At 63.3% G+C, this 23643-nt stretch carries 22 protein-coding genes and 1 pseudogene; 12 read left to right on the forward strand and 11 right to left on the reverse strand.

Annotated features, from left to right (window positions below):
• Positions 1–156 precede the first annotated feature (156 nt).
• Both ELS24_RS29200 and ELS24_RS29205 read left to right on the forward strand, forming a co-directional pair.
• Positions 157–1650, forward strand: a complete 1494-nt coding sequence (locus tag ELS24_RS29200; protein WP_050446213.1) for a DASS family sodium-coupled anion symporter — start codon at positions 157–159, stop codon at positions 1648–1650.
• Positions 1651–1662: 12 nt separating this feature from the next.
• A complete protein-coding gene (locus ELS24_RS29205; RefSeq protein ID WP_127186067.1) occupies positions 1663–2712 on the forward strand; it encodes an Ldh family oxidoreductase in 1050 nt (349 codons plus the stop codon).
• A gap of 122 nt (positions 2713–2834) precedes the next feature.
• Here the strand turns inward: ELS24_RS29205 and rodA are convergent.
• The 5 genes and pseudogenes from rodA to ELS24_RS29230 form a co-directional block, all read right to left on the reverse strand.
• Positions 2835–3970: pseudogene (gene rodA / locus ELS24_RS29210) on the reverse strand (rod shape-determining protein RodA).
• Positions 3967–5895: a penicillin-binding protein 2 gene (gene mrdA / locus ELS24_RS29215; protein WP_050446210.1), complete on the reverse strand. Its 1929-nt coding sequence runs from the start codon at positions 5893–5895 to the stop codon at positions 3967–3969. The pseudogene rodA and the gene mrdA overlap by 4 nt, the downstream one beginning before the upstream one ends.
• A gap of 15 nt (positions 5896–5910) precedes the next feature.
• Positions 5911–6471, reverse strand: coding sequence for a rod shape-determining protein MreD (gene mreD, locus ELS24_RS29220; protein ID WP_050446209.1), 561 nt, complete (start codon positions 6469–6471; stop codon positions 5911–5913).
• A complete protein-coding gene (gene mreC, locus ELS24_RS29225) occupies positions 6458–7291 on the reverse strand; it encodes a rod shape-determining protein MreC (RefSeq protein WP_240669409.1) in 834 nt (277 codons plus the stop codon). The genes mreD and mreC overlap by 14 nt, the downstream gene beginning before the upstream one ends.
• Positions 7292–7425: 134 nt before the next feature.
• Positions 7426–8469: a rod shape-determining protein gene (locus ELS24_RS29230; protein WP_006216320.1), complete on the reverse strand. Its 1044-nt coding sequence runs from the start codon at positions 8467–8469 to the stop codon at positions 7426–7428.
• A gap of 227 nt (positions 8470–8696) precedes the next feature.
• Here ELS24_RS29230 and gatC point away from each other — a divergent pair, with 227 nt between their 5' ends.
• The 5 genes from gatC (at position 8697) to ELS24_RS29255 (ending at position 12912) form a co-directional block, all read left to right on the forward strand.
• Positions 8697–9005 carry an Asp-tRNA(Asn)/Glu-tRNA(Gln) amidotransferase subunit GatC gene (gatC, locus tag ELS24_RS29235; RefSeq protein ID WP_050446207.1) on the forward strand — a complete coding sequence of 103 codons (309 nt, stop codon included), beginning with the start codon at positions 8697–8699 and terminating at the stop codon, positions 9003–9005.
• Between the two features lie 3 nt (positions 9006–9008).
• Complete coding sequence (gatA, locus tag ELS24_RS29240; RefSeq protein ID WP_127186069.1) at positions 9009–10535, forward strand: Asp-tRNA(Asn)/Glu-tRNA(Gln) amidotransferase subunit GatA; 1527 nt, start codon at positions 9009–9011, stop codon at positions 10533–10535.
• Between the two features lie 113 nt (positions 10536–10648).
• Positions 10649–12106 (forward strand): Asp-tRNA(Asn)/Glu-tRNA(Gln) amidotransferase subunit GatB, encoded by a 1458-nt coding sequence (gene gatB / locus ELS24_RS29245; protein WP_127186070.1) that lies wholly within the window; start codon positions 10649–10651, stop codon positions 12104–12106.
• Between the two features lie 102 nt (positions 12107–12208).
• Complete coding sequence (locus ELS24_RS29250; protein WP_050446204.1) at positions 12209–12457, forward strand: hypothetical protein; 249 nt, start codon at positions 12209–12211, stop codon at positions 12455–12457.
• Complete coding sequence (locus ELS24_RS29255) at positions 12454–12912, forward strand: type II toxin-antitoxin system VapC family toxin (protein WP_127186071.1); 459 nt, start codon at positions 12454–12456, stop codon at positions 12910–12912. The genes ELS24_RS29250 and ELS24_RS29255 overlap by 4 nt, the downstream gene beginning before the upstream one ends.
• Positions 12913–12974: 62 nt before the next feature.
• Here ELS24_RS29255 and pyrE read toward each other — a convergent pair whose 3' ends face one another.
• On the reverse strand, positions 12975–13673 hold the full coding sequence (gene pyrE / locus ELS24_RS29260; protein ID WP_050446202.1) for an orotate phosphoribosyltransferase: 699 nt from the start codon (positions 13671–13673) through the stop codon (positions 12975–12977).
• A 131-nt stretch (positions 13674–13804) separates the two neighbouring features.
• Here pyrE and ELS24_RS29265 point away from each other — a divergent pair, with 131 nt between their 5' ends.
• Together ELS24_RS29265 and gdhA are read left to right on the forward strand one after the other, a co-directional pair.
• Positions 13805–14593, forward strand: coding sequence for an exodeoxyribonuclease III (locus tag ELS24_RS29265; RefSeq protein WP_050446201.1), 789 nt, complete (start codon positions 13805–13807; stop codon positions 14591–14593).
• Between the two features lie 477 nt (positions 14594–15070).
• Positions 15071–16417 carry an NADP-specific glutamate dehydrogenase gene (gdhA, locus tag ELS24_RS29270; RefSeq protein WP_127186072.1) on the forward strand — a complete coding sequence of 449 codons (1347 nt, stop codon included), beginning with the start codon at positions 15071–15073 and terminating at the stop codon, positions 16415–16417.
• Between the two features lie 94 nt (positions 16418–16511).
• Here gdhA and ELS24_RS29275 read toward each other — a convergent pair whose 3' ends face one another.
• Both ELS24_RS29275 and ELS24_RS29280 read right to left on the reverse strand, forming a co-directional pair.
• Positions 16512–17009, reverse strand: a complete 498-nt coding sequence (locus tag ELS24_RS29275; RefSeq protein ID WP_050446200.1) for a copper chaperone PCu(A)C — start codon at positions 17007–17009, stop codon at positions 16512–16514.
• Positions 17010–17029: 20 nt separating this feature from the next.
• Complete coding sequence (locus tag ELS24_RS29280; protein ID WP_127186073.1) at positions 17030–17929, reverse strand: LysR family transcriptional regulator ArgP; 900 nt, start codon at positions 17927–17929, stop codon at positions 17030–17032.
• Positions 17930–18099: 170 nt separating this feature from the next.
• Here ELS24_RS29280 and ELS24_RS29285 point away from each other — a divergent pair, with 170 nt between their 5' ends.
• Positions 18100–18726: a LysE/ArgO family amino acid transporter gene (locus tag ELS24_RS29285; protein ID WP_127186074.1), complete on the forward strand. Its 627-nt coding sequence runs from the start codon at positions 18100–18102 to the stop codon at positions 18724–18726.
• 133 nt (positions 18727–18859) lie between these two features.
• On the opposite strand, the gene ELS24_RS29290 is transcribed toward ELS24_RS29285, so the two are convergent.
• The 3 genes from ELS24_RS29290 to ELS24_RS29300 all read right to left on the reverse strand — a co-directional run bounded on the left by ELS24_RS29290 (position 18860) and on the right by ELS24_RS29300 (position 20695).
• On the reverse strand, positions 18860–19285 hold the full coding sequence (locus ELS24_RS29290) for an organic hydroperoxide resistance protein (RefSeq protein WP_006216338.1): 426 nt from the start codon (positions 19283–19285) through the stop codon (positions 18860–18862).
• 172 nt (positions 19286–19457) lie between these two features.
• Positions 19458–19919, reverse strand: coding sequence for a MarR family winged helix-turn-helix transcriptional regulator (locus tag ELS24_RS29295; protein WP_050446197.1), 462 nt, complete (start codon positions 19917–19919; stop codon positions 19458–19460).
• Between the two features lie 68 nt (positions 19920–19987).
• Positions 19988–20695, reverse strand: a complete 708-nt coding sequence (locus ELS24_RS29300) for a Crp/Fnr family transcriptional regulator (protein ID WP_050446196.1) — start codon at positions 20693–20695, stop codon at positions 19988–19990.
• Positions 20696–20863: 168 nt separating this feature from the next.
• On the opposite strand from ELS24_RS29300, the gene ELS24_RS29305 reads away from it, so the two are divergent.
• A complete protein-coding gene (locus ELS24_RS29305) occupies positions 20864–22840 on the forward strand; it encodes an AMP-dependent synthetase/ligase (RefSeq protein ID WP_127186075.1) in 1977 nt (658 codons plus the stop codon).
• Between the two features lie 5 nt (positions 22841–22845).
• A complete protein-coding gene (locus ELS24_RS29310; protein ID WP_050446194.1) occupies positions 22846–23643 on the forward strand; it encodes an ABC transporter ATP-binding protein in 798 nt (265 codons plus the stop codon).

Genomic DNA, 23643 nt, shown 5'->3' on the forward strand with positions numbered 1-23643 from the left:
GGTTTGCTCAAGCCCAGATTTCCATCAGCTTGATCCACATCAATGCGGGTTTTCCTCAATGCCGTCACGATCGTCCTGTAGCGTCGACACATCGAATTGAATAAACCCGTGCTCGCGGGAAGTGTGTCGACGGTTTGACCTCAACCGGAGATGGATATGACCGCGCCAGTCGCTGTCCCTGCCTCGCAAGCCCCCAAGAAAGTAAAAATACCCATCGGACTCATCGCCGGCGTCTTGGTGATGATCGGGGTGCTGATGATGCCCCTGCCCGCCGACCTGCCGGTTGCGGGCCACCGCATGCTGGCTATCCTGGCGTTCGCCGTGGTGGTCTGGATTACCGAAGCCGTGTCTTACGAAGCCAGCGCGATCATGATCACGACGCTGATGGCTTTCCTGCTGGGCACGGCTCCGACAATCAAAGACCCGAACGTGCTTTACGGCACGTCCGCCGCCATCAGCATGGCGCTGACAGGCTTTGCCAACTCGGCGCTGGCGTTGGTCACCGGCGCCTTGTTCATTGCCGCCGCCATGACCTTCACCGGGCTGGACCGGCGCATTGCGCTGGTCACGCTGTCGCGGGTGGGCACCAGCACGCGCCGCATCCTGATCGGATGTATAGCCGTGACGATCGTACTGAGCCTGGTCGTGCCCAGCGCCACCGCGCGCAGCGCAGCGGTCGTGCCGATCATGATGGGCGTCATCGCCGCCTTCGGCGTGGACAAGCGGTCGAACATCGCGGCCGGCATCATGATCATCGTGGCGCAAGCCACCAGCATCTGGAACGTGGGCATCCAGACCGCCGCCGCGCAAAACCTGCTGACCGTCGGCTTCATGGAAAAGATGCTGGGCGAGCGCGTGGCGTGGTCGGACTGGCTGATCGCCGGCGCGCCGTGGTCGCTGATCATGTCGGCCGTGCTGATCGTGGTGGTGCTGAAGCTGCTGCCGCCGGAAAGCGACAGCATCGCCGGGGGCAAGGAAGCGGTCGAAAAATCGTTGCTTGAACTGGGCCCGATGACCAGCGCGCAAAAGCGCCTGATGGGCGTGTCGCTCATGCTGCTGCTGTTCTGGGCAACCGAAGGCAAGCTGCACAAGTTCGACACCACATCCACCACCTACTTCGGCCTGGTCCTGCTGCTGCTGCCGCGCTTTGGCGTGATGACGTGGAAAGACGTGCAGTCGCGCATTCCATGGGGCACCGTGATTGTGTTTGGCGTGGGCATCAGCCTGGGTACCGCCCTGCTGACCACCCAAGCCGGCCAATGGCTGGGCAACCAGGTCGTTGCGCACACCGGGCTGGACCATCTTGGGCCTCTGGCCATCTTCGCCGTGCTGGCCGCTTTCCTGATCATCATCCACCTGGGTTTTGCCAGCGCCACCGCGCTGACCTCGGCCATGCTGCCCATCCTGATCTCGGTGCTGGCCACGCTGCCCGGCGATTTCAGCCGCCTGGGCATGACGATGCTGCTGGGCTTCGTCGTCAGCTACGGCTTCATCCTGCCGATCAATGCCCCGCAGAACATGGTGTGCCTGGGCACGGAAACCTTCAACGCCAAGCAGTTCGCGAAAGTCGGCATCATCGTCACTATCGTGGGCTACCTGCTGATGCTGCTGATGGGCATGACCTACTGGCGCTGGCTCGGCTGGCTGTAGGGAGAACGCGTCATGAAACTCTCTTTAGCCCAAGCCAATGAATACGGCCGCCGCGTGCTGATGGCGCAAGGCGTACCGGAAGACATCGCGCGCGACGTGGCCGAACACCTGGTCGAGTCCGACCGGGTGGGCTACACCAGCCACGGCCTGTCCATCCTGACGAACTACCGCCGCGTGCTGTCGCAGGGGCTGGCGCAGGCGGACGGCCGCCCCGAGCTGGTCAATGACCGCGGCGCCATGCTGGCCTATGACGGCCATCACGGCCTGGGCCAATATGTGGGCAAGGTGGTCATTGAAAAGGCCATCGAGCGCACGCAGGAACACGGGCAGTGCATCGTGACCCTGCGCCACAGCCATCACCTGGGCCGCATGGGCCACTTTGGCGAAATGGTGGCGGCCAAGGGCCTGATCCTGCTGGCCTTCACCAACGTGATCAATCGCGCCCCCACTGTGGCGCCATTTGGTGGCGCGCAGGCCTGCCTGACCACCAACCCGCTGTGCTTTGCCGGCCCGCTGCCCGGTGGACGGGCGCCCTTCATCGTGGACATGGCGACGAGTTCCATCGCGGTGAACAAGGCGCGGGTGCTGGCGGCCAAGGGCGAACAGGCGCCGCCCGGGTCGCTGATCGACGCCGACGGCAACCCCACGACGGACCCCGGCGCGCTGTTCGCCGACCCGCCGGGCGCCCTGCTGCCCTTTGGCGGACACAAGGGCTATGCGTTGGGCCTGGTGGCCGAACTGCTGGCGGGGGTGTTGTCAGGCGGAGGCACGATCCAGCCCGATCACCCGCGCAACGGCGTGGCAACGAACAATATGTTCGCGCTGCTGCTGGATCCGCAAGTGGACTTCAACACGGATTGGCGGTCGATGGAGGTGGGTGCGTTCATCGATTATTTGCACGCCTGCAAGCCGCAACCGGGTATCGAGGCCGTGCAGTATCCGGGGGAATATGAAGCCCGGAATCGGGCAGTGAATGCGGAGTCGGTGGAGTTCGACAGCCGGATCTGGGACGGGTTGACGAAGTTGGCGGTGGAGCTGGGGGTGCCTGAGGCGTTGCCTTGAGGGGGGGCGTGCTTGCGGAGATGATGGGTTTCGCGCGACGGAGGATGGCGTTTTTGGGTAGGGGGTGGCGCGCTGCACCCATCCTACGCCATCCCGCGCCATCCACCGCGCGGCGCGCGGTGTCAGGTTTTGGTGGATCGGTGTCGGCTGATGCTCATCATGATGCCGAACGCGATGCCCATCGTGAATAGCGCGGTGCCGCCGTAACTCATGAAGGGTAAGGGTACGCCTACAACCGGCAGGATGCCCGTCACCATCCCGACGTTCACGAACACGTAGATGAATAGCATCATCGTCAGCGCGCCGGCCAGCAGCCGGCCGAACTGCGATGAGGCGCGAGAGGCGATCGTCAGGCCGCGCGCCATCATCAGGCCGTACAGCACCAGGATCGCAATACCGCCGTACAGGCCGAATTCCTCGGCGTAGACCGCAAAGATGAAGTCGGTGGTGCGTTCGGGAATAAAGTCCAGATGGGTTTGCGTGCCCTTCATGTAGCCCTTGCCGTACACGCCCCCCGACCCCACCGCAATCATCGATTGGATCGTGTGGAAGCCCTTGCCGAGCGGATCGGAACTGGGGTTCAGCAGCGTGCAAACGCGGTGCTTCTGGTAATCGTGCAGCACGACCCAGTTCACGTCCGGTTCGCACAACTGGTCTTCGTAGTACACCAGCGTGCCGATGGCGATAATGCCGGCCAGCATGACGGGCACCAAGAGCTTGAAGGACAGGCCCGCGAAATAAATCACGAAAAAGCCGGCGCCGAACACCAGCAGCGCCGTGCCCAGGTCAGGCTGCAACACAATCAGTCCAAAGGGCGCGGCCAGCATGGCGGCGGCAGCCAGGAAGTCGCGGATGCGCACGGCGCCTTCGTGGCGCTGGAAATACCAGGCCAGCATCATCGGCACGGCAATCTTCATCATCTCGGACGGCTGGATCCGAGTGACACCCAGGTCCAGCCAGCGCGTTGCGCCCTTGCTGGTTTCGCCAAAGAACTCCACGCCCAGCAGCAACACCACGCCCACCACGTAAAACGGCAAGGCCAGCTTCATCAACCACTTGGGGGAATCAGCGCCATGGTCCACATGGCGAAGAACGCGATGATGAAGTTGCGCGATTGTTCGGCGAATCGCCAGTCGGTACCGCCCACCGCCGAATGCATGACGGTCAGGCCCAGCGCCGCGAACATCATCAGGATGGCCAGCAGCGGCCAGTCGAACGCCGTGAAAATGCGTAGCAGGATCAGGCCCAGGCGTTTCATTGTTGGCGCACCACGTCGTCGGTGATGGTTTCGACGGAAGCCAGGGGGTCGCCGCGGTCGGGCCGCACGATCTGGTCCTGACGGTCTTTGGCGAGCCAGTAGTCGAAGACCTTGCGCGCGACCGGCGCGGCCACGCTGGCGCCCCAGCCTGCGTTCTCGACAATCAGCGACACGGCAATGCGGGGGTGCTCCAGCGGGGCGAAGCCCATGAACAGCGCGTGGTCGCGCAGGCGTTCATCAATGGCGCTGGCGCGGTAATGGCCGCCGCGCAGGCTGAACACCTGGGCGGTGCCGGTTTTACCGGCCGCCTGGTAGGGCGCGTTGGCGAACGCGCGGCGCGCCGTACCGGATCGCACCACGTCAGCCATGGCGTTCTTGATCACGTCCACGTTGGCCTGCTTGAGCGGAATGCGGTAGTCGGGCACGGACACCGTCGGCTTGGCGACGCCGGTGCGGGAATCACGCACCGCGTGCACCAGGTGCGGCCGCCGGTACAGCCCATTGTTGGCCAGGGTCGAGGTGCCCTGCGCCAGTTGCAGCAGGGTGAATGAGTTGTAGCCCTGGCCCACGGCCACTGAAATGGTTTCACCCGCGTACCAGCGCTGGCGGTCCTTGTCTTTGTAGGCCGCGCGCTTCCAGTCGGTGGACGGCAACACGCCGCGCTTTTCGCCTTCCAGGTCGATGCCGGTGATCTGGCCAAAACCGAACTGCTTGGAGAAGTCATGCAGGGCATTGACGCCGATTTCGGGGCCAAGCGAATAAAAGTAGGTGTCGGACGACACCACGATGGCCTTGTGCATGTCGGTCATGCCGTAGGCCGCGCCGCCCGCGTTGCGAAACTTCTGTCCGCCGAATTCGTAGTAACCGGGGTCCGAGATGCGATCCGTGGCGCTGCGCTTGCCCAGCTCCAGCGCGGCCAGACCAACGAAGGGCTTGTAAGTGGAGCCAATGGGGTAGGTGCCGTAAAGCGGGCGGTTGATCAGCGGATGGTCTGGCGATTCGTTCAGCATGCGCCAGTTGTCGACATCGATGCCATCCACGAAAAGATTGGGGTCGAATGACGGTTGCGACACAAAGGCCAGCACTTCGCCCGTGTCCGGGTCAATGGCGACGAGCGCGCCGCGCTGTCCCGCAAAGGCTTCTTCGGCCACCTTCTGCAGGCCCATGTCGATCGACAACATGATGTCCGACCCTGGCACCGGGTCAATCCGCCGCAGGGTACGCATGGGGCGGCCGCCCGCGGTGACTTCGACCTCTTCCAGGCCGGTGCGGCCATGCAACTGCTCTTCCCAGGTCTTTTCGATGCCTTTTTTGCCGATGACGTCGGTACCGCGATAGTTGCCCAACTGGCCGGTGCGCTCGAGCTCTTCGTTGTCGCCCTCGGCGATGCGGCCGATATAACCCACCACGTGCGCGGCAGACACGCCTTGCGGGTATTCACGCACCCAGCGTGCCCGCAATTCCACGCCCGGAAACTGGAAAGCGTGCGCGGCGAACCAGGCGGCCTCGGTGTCGTTCAGATTGTTGCGCAAGAGCAGGCTGGCGTAGCGGCTGGATTCCGCCGCGCGCCGCTTGAAGCGCCGTTGATCCGCCGGGCTGATGTAGACGACTTCGGTCAGGCGCTCGAACAGCTCGTTCATGTTGCCGGCGTGGGCAGGCACCACTTCCAGCGTGTAGGTACGGTAGTTGCGCGCCAGGACTTCGCCATTGCGGTCCAGGATCTCGCCGCGCCGCGGCGGAATCGGCACCACCGCGATGCGGTTGCGGTCGGCGCGCTCGGACAGGCCTTCGTAACGGTCAACCTGCAAATACCAGAACCGACCCACCAACACGCCGAAGCACACCAAGGCGAACACGCCGCCCACCCAGGCGCGCATGCGGAATCGCTGCTTTTGCTGCTGGCCGGTTTTCTTGAATTCAAACATCACGCATCACCGCCATCAGGCGGAGGAGGATTCGGCGTCATCGGCGCCGCGCTGCGGCAGGTGCAAGACCCAGCCCGCCAGCGGCCACAAGGCGGCCGTGATGGCCACGCTGATGCACCAGTCCCAGCCCGGCCACTTGCCCGCCAGCCAGGCATGGATGATCTGCGTCAGGAAACGGGCGACGAAGAACACAGGCAGCATGTGCATCGCCTGGCTCCAGAGGTCAAACCGTTGCAGTCGGCGGTGCAGCACCACGGCGCCATAGGCAACCAGCGTGTAGGACAAGGCGTGCTCGCCGAGCAAGCCGGCGTCGTGCACATCCATCAGCAAGCCGAAAAAGAACGCGGTGAAGAGACCAACGCGGCGCGGTTCATGCACGCACCAGAAGGCGATGATCAGCACCAGCACGTCGGGCGCGCCCTGCCACAGCCGCCACGGCAGCAAGGACACCAGCCACACCAGCAACAATGTTCCCCAGACGAACACACCATGCGCCGGCCCGGAAAGCCGGTCGGGATGCACGTTGCTGGGCGTTCCCAGGCGGCGCCTGGGCGGCGATTGGTTAGTCCGATCCACCGGAATCGACCTCCTGACGGTTGGACTCGGCGCGGGCCACATCCACCTGCAAAACCAGGAAGTGGCGATAGCGTTCGGGATGGGCCAACGGTTCACATACGGCGCGGGCGAACCCCGACGCGGTGTCGCGTTCGACCGAAGTCACTTTGGCCACGGGCAGGCCGGCGGGAAACAGGCCGCCCACGCCGCTGGTGACGATAGTATCGCCTTCCTTGATGTCGGCATTGGCGGCAAGGTAACGAACTTCCATCTTGCCCGGCGAATTTCCGCCGAACGCGATCAGGCGCAGGCCGTTGCGCAGCAATTGCACGGGAATGGACACCTGCTCGTCGGTAACCAGGGCGGCTTCGGCCGTCATCGGCGTCACGCGCACGATCTGGCCGACCACGCCGCCTTCGTCGATGACCGGCATGCCCGGCGCCAGGCCGGCCTTGCTGCCCTTGTTGAACACCAGCCGTTGCGTGAAGGCGTTGGTGGGTTCGTACATGACCTCGACCACCACGGCCGATTGCGCCACGGTATCGGTCACGCCAAGCAAGCGGCGTAATTGCGCGTTTTCGGCGGCCAGTTGCGCAGCGTGCGACGCCACCTGGGCCAGCTCGATGCGCTGGCGCTGCAAGGCTTCGTTTTCACTGCGGATGAGGTTGGCCGCGTTGACCCATTCGTTGACCTGCTGGACCAGATCGCGCGGCGCCATGACGGCGCGCTGAAAGGGATACAGCGCCACGGCAATCGTCCGGCGCGCGGGTTCCAGCATGCGCCATTGGGAATCCATGACGATCAAGGCCAACGCAAGGACGACCAGAACGACCAGCCGCACCTCGGCAGGTGGGCCGCGCCTGAATAGGGGGGGGTCCCTTGTCGTTGCATGAATCTCAGCCCGGACGCCCGCGTCCGTAGCCCCCGCAGCGGCCGGAGCCGAAAAAAAGCGGGGCTCCGGGCTGGCGGGCGGTATTAGTCGTTGATGAAGATGGCGCCCAGTTTCTCAAGGTGTTCCAGCGCCTCGCCGCAGCCCCGCACAACGCAGGTCAGGGGATCGTCGGCCACCACGACGGGCAAACCGGTTTCTTCCTGGAGCAGGCGATCAAGATCGCGCAGCAGCGCGCCGCCACCGGTCAGGGCAATGCCCTTGTCGGTGATGTCGGCACCGAGTTCGGGCGGGGTTTGCTCAAGCGCGATCTTCACGGCGGACACGATCTGGTTCAGCGGATCGGTCAGCGATTCCAGGATCTCGTTGGACGAGACCGTGAAGCTGCGCGGCACGCCTTCAGCCAGATTGCGGCCCTTGACTTCGATCTCGCGAACTTCGGAACCCGGGAATGCGGAACCGATTTCCTTCTTGATCAATTCAGCCGTGGGTTCACCGATCAGCATGCCGTAGTTGCGACGGATGTAGTTGACGATGGCCTCGTCGAACTTGTCGCCGCCGACGCGCACGGAACCCTTGTAGACCATGCCGCCCAGCGAGATGACCGCCACTTCCGTGGTGCCGCCGCCGATGTCGACAACCATGGAACCGCTGGCATCGGACACGGCCAGGCCGGCGCCGATGGCCGCGGCCATGGGTTCTTCGATCAGGAAGACGTGGGACGCGCCCGCGCCCAAGGCCGATTCGCGGATGGCGCGGCGCTCAACCTGGGTGGAACCGCAAGGCACGCAGACGATGATCCGCGGGCTGGGCGCCAGCATGTTGCGGGGGTGCACCATGCGAATGAACTGCTTGAGCATCTGTTCGGTGACCGTGAAGTCGGCGATAACGCCGTCCTTCATGGGCCGGATGGCCTCGATGTTGCCGGGAACTCGGCCGAGCATCTGCTTGGCTTCGTGGCCGACGGCCTGGATGATCTTTTTGCCGTGAGGCCCGCCTTCATGACGGATTGCGACCACGGAGGGCTCATCGAGCACAATGCCCTTGCCGCGGACGTAAATCAGCGTATTGGCGGTACCGAGGTCAATCGCCATATCGCTGGAAAAATAACTGCGCAGGAATCCGAACATGGGAGCTCAGCTAAATTCTGGGGGGAATTGGGTTCATGCCGGGGGGCGTATGGCCCGAAAAAGGTCGGGTCCGCCTGTCATCACGGCGATTAAACCGTGAATCATAACTTATAATTTCACCGGAAATAGCGCATAAATGCAGGCTATTCAAGCTTTGTAACGGGTTTGGCGCATGCATACTGCCCAGTCCCGCCCTTCGGCCTTCGCTTATCGATTTTGCAATCCCTATGGCGCTTAATGACACAGATGTGGCCCGCATTGCCCGGCTGGCCAGGATCGAACTGACTCCCGACCAGCGCACGCTTGCGCAGGCGGAGCTTAACGGCATTCTCCACTTGATAGAACGGCTTCAGTCCGTCGACACCCAGGGCGTCGAACCGCTGGCCCACCCGCTGTCCGCCCATGAGGACATTGTGCTGCGCCTGCGTGAAGACGCCGTGACGGAGACCAGCTCGGAAGCGCGCCGCGAAGCGCTGCTGGCCAATGCCCCCGACGCCCAGGAAGGCTTGTTCCTGGTCCCCAAAGTCCTCGACTAAGCCATGACAAAACCTGCCTTGCATACCCAATTCGAGGGGATCGCCGCCTTGCGCGCGGCCCTCGCCCAACGCCAGGTCAGCGCCGTTGAACTGGCGCAAAGCGCCTTGGCGGCCGCCGATGCGGCCAGCGGCCTGAATTGCTTTTTACATATTGACGCTGAATTGACGCTGGCCCAGGCCCGCGCCGCCGACGCCGCCCTGGCCGACGGTTCGGCCGGCCCCTTGGCCGGCGTGCCCATCGCCCACAAAGACGCTTTCGTGACTCGCGGCTGGCGTACCACCGCGGGCAGCAAGATGCTGGACGGCTACGTCAGCCCATTCGACGCCACCGTCGTCGAGCGCCTGGGTTCGGCCGGCGCCGTGTCGGTCGGCAAGCTCAACTGCGACGAATTCGCCATGGGCTCCGGCAACGAAAATTCCGCCTACGGCGTCGTGAAGAACCCCTGGGATCACGCCGCCGTTCCGGGCGGGTCGTCGGGTGGCTCCGCAGCCGCGGTCGCCGCTCGTCTGGTGGCGGCCACCACCGGCACCGACACCGGCGGCTCAGTGCGCCAGCCCGCTGCTCTGTGCGGCGTCAGCGGCATCAAGCCCACTTACGGCACCGTGTCGCGCTATGGCATGGTGGCTTTCGGGTCCAGCCTGGACCAGGCCGGCCCCTTGGCGCAAAGCAGCCGCGACCTGCTTGAACTGCTGGACGTCATCAGCGGCTTTGACCCGCGCGACGCCACCAGCCTTGAAAAGTGCGATGGCGCCGTGAACGAACCCGGCCGCGTCCGTCGCGACTTCGACGCCGCGCAAGGAAAGTTCGACGCCGCCGGCAGCCAGCCCCTGAAGGGCCTGCGCATCGGCGTGCCGGAAGAATATTTCGGCGCCGGCCTGGCAGCCGATGTAGCCGCCGCGGTGGAAGCCGCGCTGGCACAGTTCGAAGCGCTGGGCGCCGTGCGAGTGCCCGTGTCGCTGCCGCGCACGGAACTGGCCATCCCGGCTTATTACGTCATCGCGCCGGCGGAGGCGTCCAGCAACCTGGCCCGCTACGACGGCGTGCGCTACGGCCACCGCACTGAACAGTACGGCGACCTGAACGAGATGATCAGCCGCTCGCGCGCCGAAGGCTTCGGCGACGAGGTCAAGCGCCGCATCCTGATCGGCACCTACGTGCTGTCCCACGGTTACTACGACGCCTATTATTTACAGGCACAACGTCTGCGCCGCCTGATCGCGCAAGATTTCCAGCGCGCCTATGCCGGCCAATGCGACGTCATCATGGGCCCGGTCACGCCGTCGGTCGCCAAGAACATCGGCGACAACCGCGACGACCCCACCGCCGACTGGCTGGCCGACGTCTACACGCTGGGCGTGAGCCTGGCCGGCCTGCCTGCCATGTCGATCCCCTGCGGCTTTGGCGGCGACAACGGCAAGCGTCCTGTCGGCCTGCAAATCATCGGCAACTACTTCGATGAAGGCAGGCTGCTGGCCATCGCCGACCGCTACCAACAAGTAACGGACTGGCACAAGCGGTCCCCGCTGTGATGATGCCCCGACGCTCTCTTCGCTTGCTGGCCCCAAAGGGGGCCGCCAGCGCTTGGGGCGGCCCGGCGCCGCTGGCATCACAGCCGCGGCACTACTGATTGGAACTACAGATAATGAACTGGGAAATCGTCATCGGCCTGGAAACGCACACCCAGCTTTCCACCGACTCCAAGATTTTTTCGGGCAGCAGCACGCAATTCGGCGCGGCGCCCAACACGCATGCCAATGAAGTGGACCTGGCCTTGCCGGGCAGCCTGCCGGTCATGAACCGGGGCGCGGCTGAACGCGCCATCCGCTTCGGGCTGGCCGTGGGCGCCACCATCGCGCCGCGTTCGGTCTTTGCGCGCAAGAACTACTTCTACCCCGACCTGCCCAAGGGCTACCAGATCAGCCAGTACGAACTGCCCGTCGTCGTGGGTGGATCGTTGTCGTTCTTCGTCGGCGAAGAAGAAAAGACCGTCAACCTGACGCGCGCCCACCTGGAAGAAGACGCCGGCAAATCGCTGCACGACGACTTCACGCTGGCCAACGGCTCGCCCGCCAGCGGCATCGACCTGAACCGCGCCGGCACCCCGCTGCTGGAAATCGTGACCGAGCCCGAAATGCGCTCCGCCGCCGAAGCCGTGGCCTACGCTCGCGCGCTGCACAGCCTGGTCGTGTGGCTGGGCATTTGCGACGGCAACATGCAGGAAGGTTCGTTCCGCTGCGACGCCAACGTGTCCGTGCGTCCGGTCGGCCAGAAGGAATTCGGCACCCGCACCGAAATCAAGAACGTCAACTCGTTCCGCTTCCTGGAACGCGCCATCGTCTACGAAGCACGCCGCCAGATCGAACTGATCGAAGACGGCGGCACGGTCGTGCAGGAAACCCGTCTGTACGACGCCGACCGCGACGAAACCCGCAGCATGCGCAGCAAGGAAGACGCGCACGACTACCGCTACTTCCCCGACCCCGACCTGCCCACGCTGGTGATCTCCAGCGCCTGGGTCGATGAAGTGCGCGCCGCCATGCCCGAACTGCCGGCCGCGCAACGCGCCCGCTTCGAATCGGAATATGGCCTGCCCGCCTACGACGCCGCCCAACTCACGGTCAGCCGCGATCTGGCCGCCTACTTCCAGGCGGTGGCGAATGCGCTGCCGGCGGGCCAGGCCAAGCTGGCCGCGAACTGGGTCATGGGCGAAGTGGCCGCCGCCTTGAACAAGGACGAAAAGAGCATCGCCGATTCGCCCGTACAAGCACCCGCGCTGGCCGCCCTGATCGGCCGCATCATCGACGGCACGATCTCCAACAAGATCGCGCGCGAAGTCTTCGGCGCCATGTGGGCCGGTGAAAACGGCGGCGACGCCGACGCCATCATCGACGCACGCGGCCTGAAGCAGATCAGCGACACGGGCGCCATCGGCGCCATGATCGACGACGTGCTGGCCGCCAACCCGGCCATCGTCGAAGAGTACCGGGCCGGCAAGCAAAAGGCGTTCAATTCGCTGGTGGGCCAGATCATGAAGGCCGCACGCGGCAAGGCCAACCCGCAGCAAGTGAACGACCTGCTCAAGGAAAAGCTGGGCGGCTGATAGCCACGACAGGGATCAGTCCGACAAAGGGCCGCGGCACATTGCCGCGGCCTTTTCTTTTGCCAAGAATGGGGATGACCAATTCTTGATCGGAGATCCCCAATGTCTGACTACATCGAAGTGCCGCAGGAAGCGGTTGCGGATTGCCTGGAAGCGCTGATTGTGGCGGCGCAAAATGGCGCGCGCATCGTGATCATGAAAGGCGGCAAGGCGCGGGCTTATATTCGGCCCGCGAACTCCGCAATGACCAAGGACGCCTATGACGCGCTCCTTGCTCTCAAACGCTTTCCTCGCGTGCCTGGCGTGCCAGACGAACAGTTGCTCGCCTGGATAAAGGAGGATCAACGATGATCACGGTGCTGGATGCCTCCGTCGCCTTGGCTTGGCTTGCCGACCGCACCGACGTCACCGAAGCCATGCTGGCACGCCATTTGTTCGAAGAAGTCGATCATTTCGATCTGCTGGTTCCTCAACACTGGCGAGTAGAAGTCGCCAACGGCATGCTACGGCTGCAACGCGCGCAACTCGTGTCGCCCGCTAAAGTCACCTTGTTCGCCAATCAGATTGAGGCCCTTGCCATAGAAAGCGACAAGGCGCACATCCCCCATCGCTGGGCCCACATCAGGCTGATTGCGTTGACGCACGCGTTGACGGCGTACGATGCGGCGTATGTTGAGTTGGCTATGCGCTCTGGCGGCTGCCTGGCCACGTTTGACCGCAAGTTGGCCGATGCCGCCAGCGCATGCGGTATTCCGATATTCGGGCAAGCGCATGGCATCGCGGAACCCATGGCGGCCTATGGCTAGCGAGGTAGCGCGCCGCGCCACCTCTCCCGCGACGGGTCGTTCGCGGCCTTAGGTTCACGGCCTTACTTCACCCCGTACTTCGTCCGATACGCCTGCACCGCATCGCGGTTTTCCGCGAAAGACGCGTCGTCTTCCAGCAAGCCCATGATGTCCGACAGCGATGCAATCGCCACCACCGGAATGCCGTAGGTCTTGGCCACGTCCTGCACCGCCGAATGCGGGGACAGCGCGTCATCCGGGCCCGCACGTTCCATGCGGTCCAGGGCGATCAGCACGGCGGCCGGCTCAGCGCCCGCGTTGCGGATGATTTCCACCGATTCGCGCACCGACGTGCCCGCCGTGATCACGTCGTCAATAATGACGACCTTGCCCTTGAGCGGCGCGCCGACCAGGGTGCCGCCTTCGCCGTGGTCCTTGGCTTCCTTGCGGTTGTAGGCGAACGGCACGTCGTTGCGGCCGTCCATCGCCGGGTGGCCCGCCAGCGCTACCGCCGTTGCGGTGGCCAACGGAATGCCCTTGTACGCCGGGCCGAACAGCATGTCGAACTGCACGCCGGAATCCAGCAGCGCCTGGGCATAGAACTGCGCCAGCTTGCCGACCGCGCGGCCGCTGTTGAACAGGCCGGCATTGAAGAAGTAAGGGCTGATCCGACCTGATTTGACCTTGAAGCTGCCAAAGCGCAGCACGCCTTCATCAAGGGCGAAGCGGACGAATTCTTGCGGCGTGGCGGAAGTCGGGGTGGCGGGGGTGGCGGCGGGCATGCGAGTGGGTCCGGTGGATGGCAAACCCCCGCATTTTATCCGTTGTCGGGGCTATTCCCTGCCCCCAACGCCGAGTCGGTTAAATTCCTTGCATTGTTCCGGCCCCAGGGCCGCTCTACAGGAGTTTCGCTTTGCTGCGCATCACGTCGATCAATCTCAACGGCATCCGCTCCGCCTTCCGCAAGGGCCTGCAACCTTGGATGGAAAAACATGCGGCGGACATACTTTGCCTTCAGGAAATCAAGATTGCCGAGCCGGACCTGACGGACGACCTGCGTCATCCGCCTGGCTATACCGGCCACTTCCACCACGCGGTGAAAAAGGGCTACAGCGGCGTGGGCATCTACCTGCGTAACGCCGCCGAGCGCGTGAACATCGGCCTGGGTTGCGAAGAATTCGACCCCGAAGGCCGCATCATCCGCGCCGACTGGAAGAACCTGTCGGTGGTCAGCGCCTACCTGCCCTCGGGCTCCAGCGGCGACGAGCGCCAGCAGGCCAAGTACCGCTTCCTGGATCGCTTCGGGCCGTGGATCGACGCTCTGATGCACGAGCACAAAACCACCGGCCGCGAATTCGTCATCTGCGGCGACTGGAACATCGCGCACAAGGAAATCGACCTGAAGAACTGGAAGGGCAACATGAAGAATTCGGGCTTCCTGCCCGAAGAACGCGCCTGGCTGACCGACGTGTTCGACAAGCGCGGCTTTGTGGACGTGTTCCGTACCATCGATGATCGCCCTGATCAGTACACCTGGTGGAGCAACCGTGGCCAGGCCTGGGCCAAGAACGTAGGGTGGCGGATCGATTACCAGATCGCCACACCCGGCATTGCCGCCCGCGCGCGCAACGTGGCCATCTACAAGGACGAGCGCTTTTCCGACCATGCGCCGTTGACGATCGATTACGACACCACGCTTTGATAGGTAAAGGCGGGCGCGCGCGGCGCGTCCACTGATGCCGACCGGCACCACGGGCGTCAAATCACGGTCCGATCAATAAAATAATAAGGGACGCATAGCGTACCCGTGAGGCGCTTGCCGACCCTTGCCTTGGCGTCAAACCCCTTTGTTTGCGCGGTCCAACGGCAATTTCAGCCCTACACTTTTATTTCCATAAACCGGGGACACATTAAAATCCCCAGCGAAATCAACGACTGCCCTGAAATTTCGGCCATTTTTCCGTATCAAGACCGCATCCTTTTCTAAATACGTCCCCATTTTATTAAAAGAAAAACCGCTTTCTTTTCAACGCACTAAGACGTTCAGGCACCTTTGCGCAGGGCAACAAATTTCCCCTACACTTGCGCACCATGACGGTGCTGTTTATGCACCAGAATAATTAATCCGCGCCCCACAATGGCGCAGAACGCACCCATTCGTAGCACCCCCGAGGAAATCATGTTGAAAGTGCAGAGTCTGGACGACTTCCTGCGTGGCGTCGCCGCGCGCGACCCGCAGCAGCCCGAATTCATGCAAGCCGTCCAGGAGGTCATGCATAGCCTGTGGCCTTTCATCGAAAAGCACCCTCACTATGCCGACCACGCCCTGCTTGAGCGCCTGGTTGAGCCGGAACGGGTCATCCAATTCCGTGTGTGCTGGACCGATGACCGGGGCCAGGCCCAGGTGAACCGCGCGTTTCGCATTCAGCACAGTTCGGCCATCGGCCCGTTCAAGGGCGGCATGCGCTTTCACCCCTCGGTGAACCTGTCCATCCTCAAGTTCCTGGCGTTTGAACAGACGCTGAAGAACTCGCTGACGACGTTGCCCATGGGCGGCGGCAAGGGCGGGTCCGACTTCGACCCCAAGGGCAAGTCCGACGCCGAAGTCATGCGCTTTTGCCAGGCATTGATGCTTGAGCTGTACCGCCACCTGGGCCCCGACACCGACGTGCCGGCCGGCGACATCGGCGTGGGCGCGCGCGAGGTCGGCTTCATGGCCGGCATGATGAAAAAGTTGTCGAACTCGACGGCCAGCGTCTTCACCGGCAAGGGTCTGACCTTTGGCGGCAGCCTGATTCGCCCCGAAGCCACGGGCTACGGCACCGTGTACTTTGCCGAAGAAATGCTCAAACGCGTGGGCAAGTCGTTTGACGGCCTGCGCGTGTCCGTGTCGGGGTCAGGCAACGTGGCGCAGTACGCCATCGAAAAAGCCATGTCGCTGGGCGCCAAGGTCGTTACCGTGTCGGATTCCAACGGCACCGTGGTGGATGACGCCGGCTTCACGCACGAAAAACTGGTGGCGCTGATGCACATCAAGAATGACCTGCGCGGCCGCCTGGATACCTATGCCCAGCAATTTGGCCTGAAGTACGAAGCAGGCAAGCGCCCGTGGCATGTGCCCGTGGACGTGGCACTGCCCTGCGCCACCCAGAACGAACTGGAACTGGCCGACGCCCAAACGCTGATCAAGAATGGCGTGCTGTGCGTGGCCGAAGGCGCCAACATGCCGGCCACGCTGGATGCCGCCAAGGCCTTCATCGCGGCGCGCGTGCTGTACGCGCCGGGCAAGGCCAGCAATGCGGGCGGCGTGGCGGTGTCGGGCCTGGAAATGGCGCAGAACTCCGCGCGCCTGTCCTGGACCCGCGACGAAGTGGACGCGCGCCTGCACGCCATCATGCGCGACATCCACGAAAATTGCGTGCGCCACGGCCACAGCGAACGCGAATACGTCAACTACCTGGACGGCGCCAACATCGCCGGTTTCGTGAAGGTTGCCGACGCGATGCGCCAGCAGGGCCTGTACTGATCCCGGCCCCGGTCGCCACATAAAGCATGGCGGCCCATGAAGAATGGCGGCTCATCGAGCCGCCATTCTTGTTATTCCGTCACCAATCGCGCGCTCAGTGCTTCATGGCGCCGTGATCGTGGTTCATGCTCATGCCGGGGTTGTGCGACGCTGGCTTGACCTTGAATTGCACGGCGACTTCGCCAGCCTTTTCAAACTTCAGCGTGGCAGGCACGGTGGCGCCGTCCTTGAACGGCGCGCGCAGCTTGATGAACATGACGTGATAGCCGCCCGGGCTGAGCTTGACCTCGGCATCGGCCGGCACCACGATGCCGCCTTCCACCTGGCGCATCTTGGACACGCCGTTCTCCGTCAGCACGGTGTGCAGCTCGACCCGTTCCGCGGCATCGGACGACACCGACAACAGGCGGTCCTCGGTCTTGGCATCGTTATCGATGTCCATATACCCCGCCCCATTGGACTGGCCCGGCGCCGACGCACGCACCCAGACATCGTCGATTTCGATCTGGCCAACCTTATAGTCCTTCGCCCACGCCGATCCGGCCGTGCACAGGCCCAGGGCGGCGATGAATGCGAATTTGCGGATATTCATGGGGGTGTCCTCCTAGTGGGTTAACGCCGCCGGACCAAGCTGCGGGCGGCCGACAGAACCGAATCGGTCAAGGCTTCCATCGCCTCGGAGTTTACCCGCCAATGCTGCCAGTACAGCGGCACGTCCTCCCAGGCGCGGCCGCGAAGCAGCATCAGATGACCTGCATCAAGATGCTCTTGCACCAACGGCAGCGGGTTCATGGTCCAACCCAGACCGCCCAGCGTGGCCTGCACGAAGGCGCGTGTGGACGGCACCCACCAGACCGGCGGCTGCCAGGGCGCGGGGTCCGAGATCTTGTGCGCAAAGCGTGCCTGCAAGGCATCCTTGCGGTTGAACACCAGGACCGGCGCCTGCGCCAGCGTCTGCGCGTTGACGCCTTGCGCGAAATAGCGCTTGTGGAAATCGCGCGTGCAGGTGGCCACGTAGCGCATGCTGCCCAGCGAATGGATCCGGCAGCCCTGGACCGGATCGGCCAACGTGGTCACCGCGCCCAGCACAGCGCCGTTGCGCAACAGCGCGGCGGTGTGGTCCTGGTCTTCGGACTGCATGTCCAAGGTAGCGCGCGTGCGGGTTGAAAACAGCAGCGCGGCTTCAACAAACCAGGTTTCCAGGCTGTCGTGGTTGACCGCGATGGGAATACTGGCGTGCGGCACGTCGTCGTCGGACACTCCCAAGCGGTTCAGCGCGTCGTGCTCCAGCAGCGCCGTCTGCTCGGCCAGTTGCACCAGAACCTGGCCGTCGGCCGTGGCGGCGGCCGGTACCGTGCGCTGGACCAGCAGGCGGCCCATGCGATCTTCCAACGCCTTGATCCGCTGCGACACCGCCGACGGCGTCACGCTTAGCGACAGCGCGGCCCGCTCAAAGCTGCCTTCGCGCACTACCGCGGCCAGCGCTCGCAGATTGCCGTGGTCAATTTTCATACATTAGCCCTGCTTAATATAGTGAAGGAAAATTAGCTTTATTTCATTCACATGGCAAGGGAAAATACGCTATTGCCGAACTGCGCGACGCCCTCGCACGACACGCACGACACATTCGGCACCCACATCAAAGCGCCGCCACAGGCGTTGCAGTCACAGGTATTTGCATCATGTTCGCCACATCCCCCCTCTTCCTCACAGCCTGGGCCAGCGGAACGGCCACCGGGCTGGGCCTGTTCGCGGTTGTGGGCGCGCAAAGCGCCTTTATCCTGCGTCAGGGCTTGATGCGTGCGCACCTGCTCAGCGTGGTCGCCATCTGCGCGCTGATCGACGCGGTGTTCATCTTCGCCAGCGTATCGGGCTTGCAAGCCTTGACCACCTGGTTCCCCTGGCTGACCACCGCCGTGCTGTGGTTTGGCGTCGCGTTCCTGTCTTGGTACGGGCTTCAGTCGGCCCGCCGCGCGCTGTCGGCAACGGGCGGCCTGGCCGCTGCGCGGGACGTCGCCCCATCGCGCCGCGCCGCCATGCTTGGCGCGCTCGGTTTTTCACTGCTGAACCCGCATTTCTGGCTGGACATGGTGGTGGTGGGTTCGCTGGCCCACGGCTTCGACGACGCCCGCATGGCGTTTGCCGCCGGCGCCTTCACCGCCAGCCTGTTGTGGTTGGCGGTACTGGGCATCGGTTCGCGCTTGTTTGCCCCGTTTTTCTCCAGCGCCTTGGCCTGGCGCGTGCTGGATGGCGTGATTGCCGTGGTCATGGTCGGGCTGGCCATCGGCCTGGCGGTCAAGGGCGTATAAGAAAAGGCGCTGACCAAGGAAAAGCGCCACCCCATCCTATGAAGGAGGGGTGGCGCTTTCGCCATCAAGTGACCGGATCAACGGGAACGAATCAACGTGACCCGATCACACTGACCGGCCGAACATCAACGACTCAGACAATCGTCAACGTCACATCGATGTTGCCGCGCGTGGCGTTCGAGTACGGGCAGACGATGTGCGCGGCGGCGACCAGCTTTTCGGCCTGTTCGCGGTCCATGCCCGGCAACGAGATCTTCAGTTCGACTTCAATACCGAAACCGGTCGGGATGGCGCCGATGCCCACAATGCCGTTCACCGACACGTCGGCCGGAATGGCGATCTTGTCGCGGCCACCCACGAACTTCATGGCGCCCAGGAAGCAGGCGGAATAACCGACGGCGAACAGTTGTTCGGGGTTGGTGCCGGCAGCGCCCGCGCCGCCCAGCTCGCGCGGCGTGGTCAGCTTGACATCCAGGTTGCCGTCATCGCTGACGCCACGGCCTTCACGGCCGCCGGTTGCGGTGGCATTGGCGCGATACAGAACTTTTTCGATAGACATGGTGCGTTTCCTTTGTAGGATAAAAGTTGAACTGCCTGGCCTGGCGGGCCCTCCCGCTTCGGCGTTTACTGATGACCTGCAAACCTGCAAATCCGTTTTGCCATTTAAATAGTGCACAACTATATCGTGCACTACTCATTAGACCGGATGATGACACGCATCACCCCACACTTCAAATACTTTCGACCAGCTTGACCCGCAATGCGTGCAGCGCTTTCATCATGCCCTGTGCCTCGTCCAGCGTGCATTGCGCGGCGGCTGCCACCGAATGCGGGACCGTTTCGGCGCGCTCTCGCAGCGCTCTGCCCTGCTCCGTCAGCCCCACGATCACCTGCCGTTCGTCGTCCACGGCGCGCTTGCGCGTCACCAGACCCGCCGCTTCCAGACGCTTCAACAAGGGTGTCAGCGTGGCCGAGTCCAGAAACAGGCGGTCGCCGATATCCGTCACCGTGATGTCATCGCCTTCCCACAGCACCAGCATCACCAGGTACTGCGGATACGTCAGGTCCAGCCCGCGCAGCAGCTTGCGGTACACCTTGTTCATCGCCAGCGAAGTCGAGTACAGGGCGAAGCACAGCTGGCTGTCCAGCAGCAGCGGGTTGAATGCGCTTTTGGCTTTGGATCGGGATTTCATTGCGCAATATTAAATAGCACACTACTTAACGTCAAGCGGTTTTTTAAAAGATGTGGTGCACCGTGCGTTCAGGCCGCCTGCTCGCCGTCGACGGTGCTGCGGTCCGACCCGTATTGTTTCAAACCATCCAGGTCCAGCACGCGCACGGCGCCGTATTCCACATTCAGCAGGCCCGCCTCTTCCAGCTTGCGCAGCGCCTGATTGGCGCGCTGGCGCGACACCCGCGCCAGATAGCCGACTTCTTCCTGCGTAATGGTCAGGCGCATCCCCATGCCGGGATACAGCAAAGGGTTGAACAGTTCGGCCAGACAGCGGGCTACCCGCGCGTCAGGGTCCAGCAATCGGTCGTACTCCGCCTTGCCGATGAACTGCGCCACGCGCTCGTTCAATTGATGCAGCAAATAGCGATTGAAGGGAATGCTGGTGTCCAGCAGCCAATCGAACGTGGGGGCCGGCAGCCGCGCCACGACGGAATCGCGCAGCGCAACGATGTCGTACTTGCGGACTTCGCGTTTAAGCAATGAACCTTCGCCGATCCAGCCGCCAGCGGGTACGCCGGTCAACGACGCCACCTTGCCTTCCGCGTTGCCCACCGACACCTTGACCAAACCGGCCAATACGCCAATCCAAGCCTGTGCGAGTTCACCTTTGCGCTCTATGATCGATCCGGCAACGACTTGCTGCACGGAGAGGTCCCGCTCGACGCGCGATTGCTGCTCGGCGTTGAGCACGCGAAACCACGCCGCGGCAAGTTGAAGGGAGTCGGATAGCTGCATCGGGAATACCCTAAAAGTTCCTTGAATGTCGCGATGGTGACAGTTGGTAGCAACCCAACCTTATACCTTAAGTCCTGCCGTAAATCTAAAACCAACTGGTCAAGCCCCTTCTCGCCAATGCCGCTTCCGCGGCGCCTGGCACGGTGTGCCCAAACCGGAGGAGACAACGTGGCACATTCATCGCCCGCATCCGCACAGGTGCCGGCCGCGCTGGACACCTTTCCAGCGCTGCTGTTCGCGCATGCCAATGTTCGTGGGTCGCGGCCCGCGATACGAGAGAAAGATCTGGGGATCTGGCAAACCCTGACGTGGTCTGAAGTGGCGGCGCATGTGCGCCATGTCGCGAACGGATTCGCGTCGCTGGGCATCCGGCCCGGCATGCACGTGGCCGTTATCGGCGAGAACCGCCCCCGCCTGTATATGGCCATGATGGCCGCGCAGTCGCTGGGCGCGATTCCAGTGCCGCTCTACCAGGACGCCGTCGCGCAGGAAATGGTCTATGTGCTGCAAGATGCCGAGATCAGCGTGGCCGTCGTGGAAGACCAGGAACAGGTCGACAAGATGCTGGAAGTGCGCGAGCAATGTCCGGCCTTGAAGCATGTGGTGTTCGACGACCCGCGCGGGCTGCGTCATTATTCGGACCCGATGCTGCAGTCGTATGAGCAATTGGAAACGCTGGGCCAGCAATACGCCGCGCAGCATCCCGACTACCTGGACCAGGCCATCGCCGCCGTGCAACCGCACGACCCGGCCGCCATGTTCTATACCTCGGGCACCACCGGCAAGCCCAAGGGCGTGGTGCTCACGCACCATGCGCTGATCGACCGCGCGCGCGCCGTGTCCGACATGGAAAAGCTGACCGACCAGGAAGACGTGCTGGCCTACCTGCCGCCCGCGTGGATCGGCCAGAACATGTTTTCGTACACGCAGTTGCTGGTCACGGGCTTTACCGTCAACCACCCCGAATCGCCCGACACCGTGGCGATCGACATGCGCGACATCGGCCCCACCTATTACTTCGCGCCGCCGCGCGTGCTGGAAGGCTTGCTGACGCATGTGATGATCCGCATGGAAGACGCGGGCTACATCAAGCGCAAGCTGTTTGGCGCCTGCATGAATCTGGCGCGCCGTGTCGGCACCAAGATCCTGGACGGCGAATCCGTCAACGCCTGGGACCGCCTGCGCTACGCCATTGGCAACGCGCTGATCTATGGCCCCTTGCGCAATGCGCTGGGCATGAGCCGCGTGCGCGTCGCCTACACGGCGGGCGAGGCCATCGGCCCGGACCTCTTCGTGTTCTACCGGTCCATCGGCATCAACCTGAAGCAGTTGTACGGCTCGACGGAAACGTCGGTGTTCGTGTGCGTGCAGCCTGACGGCCAGGTGCGCGACGACACGGTCGGCCCGCCCGTGGCCGGCGTTGAAATCCGCGTGGCGGACAACGGCGAGATCCTGGTCAAAAGCCCTGGCTTGTTCAAGGAGTACTACCGCAACCCGGACGCCACGGCCGAGGCGCGCAGCGCCGACGGCTGGTTCCACACGGGCGATGCGGGATACCTGGATACCGACGGGCAGTTGAAGATCATCGACCGCGCGAAAGACGTGGGCAAGCTGGCCAATGGCAGCCTGTTTGCGCCGAAGTACATCGAGAACAAGCTCAAGTTCTTCCAGCACATCAAGGAAGCCGTGGCCTTTGGCGCCAACCGCGATGACGTCTGCGCGTTCATCAACATCGACCTGGAAGCCGTGGGCAACTGGGCCGAACGCCGGGGCCTGCCGTATGCGGGCTACACCGACCTGGCCGCCAAGGAAGAGGTCTACCAGTTGATCGCGGAATGCGTGGAACAGGTCAATGCGGATCTGGCCACCGACCCGAAGCTGTGCGCGTCCCAGGTCAGCCGCTTCTTGATCCTGCATAAGGAGCTGGACCCGGACGACGACGAACTGACCCGCACGCGCAAGGTGCGCCGCGCCTTCATTGCGCAGAAGTACGGTGTGCTGATTGACGCGCTGTTCGGCGGCAAGCAGTCGCAGTTCATCGAAACCGAAGTGAAGTTCGAAGACGGACGCACCGGCAAGATCTCGGCCGACCTGAAGATCCGACCCGTCAAGACGTTCCCCGCCATCACAGCCCGAGCCGCGTAGAGATCATGAGCAACAACGACCGCGACCAGCGTATCGGCGACGTCATGCTGGACATGCAGAACATCTCCCTGTCTTTCGGCGGCGTGAAGGCGCTGACTGACATTTCCTTCAACGTGCGCGAGCATGAGATTCGCGCCATCATCGGCCCCAACGGCGCCGGCAAAAGTTCGATGCTGAACGTCATCAACGGCGTCTACACGCCGCAGCAAGGCAGCATCGAATTTCGCGGCGAGCATTTCTCGAAGATGAATCCGCGCCGCGCCGCCGAAATGGGCATCGCGCGCACCTTCCAGAACCTGGCGTTGTTCAAGGGCATGAGCGTGCTGGACAACATCATGACCGGGCGCAACCTGCGCATGAAGTGCGGGCTGCTGTCGCAGGCATTCCGCCTGGGGCCGGCCGAACGCGAAGAAACCCAGCACCGCGAGTTCGTCGAGAACATCGTCGACTTCCTGGAAATCCAGGCCTATCGCAAAACGCCGGTGGGCCGTCTGCCCTACGGCCTGCAAAAGCGCGTGGACCTGGGCCGCGCGCTGGCGATGGAGCCGCGCCTGCTGCTGCTGGACGAACCCATGGCCGGCATGAACATCGAGGAAAAGCAGGACATGAGCCGCTTCATCCTGGATGTGAATGACGAATTCGGCACCACCATCGTGCTGATCGAGCACGACATGGGCGTGGTCATGGATATTTCCGACCGCGTGGTGGTGCTGGACTACGGCAAGAAGATCGGCGATGGCCGCCCGGACGAAGTCCGCGCGAATGAAGACGTCATCCGCGCCTATCTCGGCGTGTCGCACTAA

The sequence above is a fragment of the Achromobacter spanius genome (genome assembly GCF_003994415.1).
Classification (GTDB): Bacteria; Pseudomonadota; Gammaproteobacteria; order Burkholderiales; family Burkholderiaceae_B; genus Achromobacter; species Achromobacter spanius_C.

Coding starts and splice junctions, on each gene's coding strand:
- ELS24_RS29255 (WP_127186071.1), top strand. CDS start 12,454: ATGATCACGGTGCTGGATGCCTCCGTCGCCTTGGCTTGGCTTGCCGAC.
- ELS24_RS29250 (WP_050446204.1), top strand. CDS start 12,209: ATGTCTGACTACATCGAAGTGCCGCAGGAAGCGGTTGCGGATTGCCTG.
- mrdA (WP_050446210.1), bottom strand. CDS start 5,895: ATGTTTGAATTCAAGAAAACCGGCCAGCAGCAAAAGCAGCGATTCCGC.
- ELS24_RS29205 (WP_127186067.1), top strand. CDS start 1,663: ATGAAACTCTCTTTAGCCCAAGCCAATGAATACGGCCGCCGCGTGCTG.
- ELS24_RS29310 (WP_050446194.1), top strand. CDS start 22,846: ATGAGCAACAACGACCGCGACCAGCGTATCGGCGACGTCATGCTGGAC.
- ELS24_RS29285 (WP_127186074.1), top strand. CDS start 18,100: ATGTTCGCCACATCCCCCCTCTTCCTCACAGCCTGGGCCAGCGGAACG.
- ELS24_RS29275 (WP_050446200.1), bottom strand. CDS start 17,009: ATGAATATCCGCAAATTCGCATTCATCGCCGCCCTGGGCCTGTGCACG.
- ELS24_RS29200 (WP_050446213.1), top strand. CDS start 157: ATGACCGCGCCAGTCGCTGTCCCTGCCTCGCAAGCCCCCAAGAAAGTA.
- gdhA (WP_127186072.1), top strand. CDS start 15,071: ATGTTGAAAGTGCAGAGTCTGGACGACTTCCTGCGTGGCGTCGCCGCG.
- gatA (WP_127186069.1), top strand. CDS start 9,009: ATGACAAAACCTGCCTTGCATACCCAATTCGAGGGGATCGCCGCCTTG.
- ELS24_RS29230 (WP_006216320.1), bottom strand. CDS start 8,469: ATGTTCGGATTCCTGCGCAGTTATTTTTCCAGCGATATGGCGATTGAC.
- ELS24_RS29300 (WP_050446196.1), bottom strand. CDS start 20,695: ATGCAGCTATCCGACTCCCTTCAACTTGCCGCGGCGTGGTTTCGCGTG.
- ELS24_RS29295 (WP_050446197.1), bottom strand. CDS start 19,919: ATGAAATCCCGATCCAAAGCCAAAAGCGCATTCAACCCGCTGCTGCTG.
- ELS24_RS29290 (WP_006216338.1), bottom strand. CDS start 19,285: ATGTCTATCGAAAAAGTTCTGTATCGCGCCAATGCCACCGCAACCGGC.
- gatB (WP_127186070.1), top strand. CDS start 10,649: ATGAACTGGGAAATCGTCATCGGCCTGGAAACGCACACCCAGCTTTCC.
- gatC (WP_050446207.1), top strand. CDS start 8,697: ATGGCGCTTAATGACACAGATGTGGCCCGCATTGCCCGGCTGGCCAGG.
- ELS24_RS29280 (WP_127186073.1), bottom strand. CDS start 17,929: ATGAAAATTGACCACGGCAATCTGCGAGCGCTGGCCGCGGTAGTGCGC.
- pyrE (WP_050446202.1), bottom strand. CDS start 13,673: ATGCCCGCCGCCACCCCCGCCACCCCGACTTCCGCCACGCCGCAAGAA.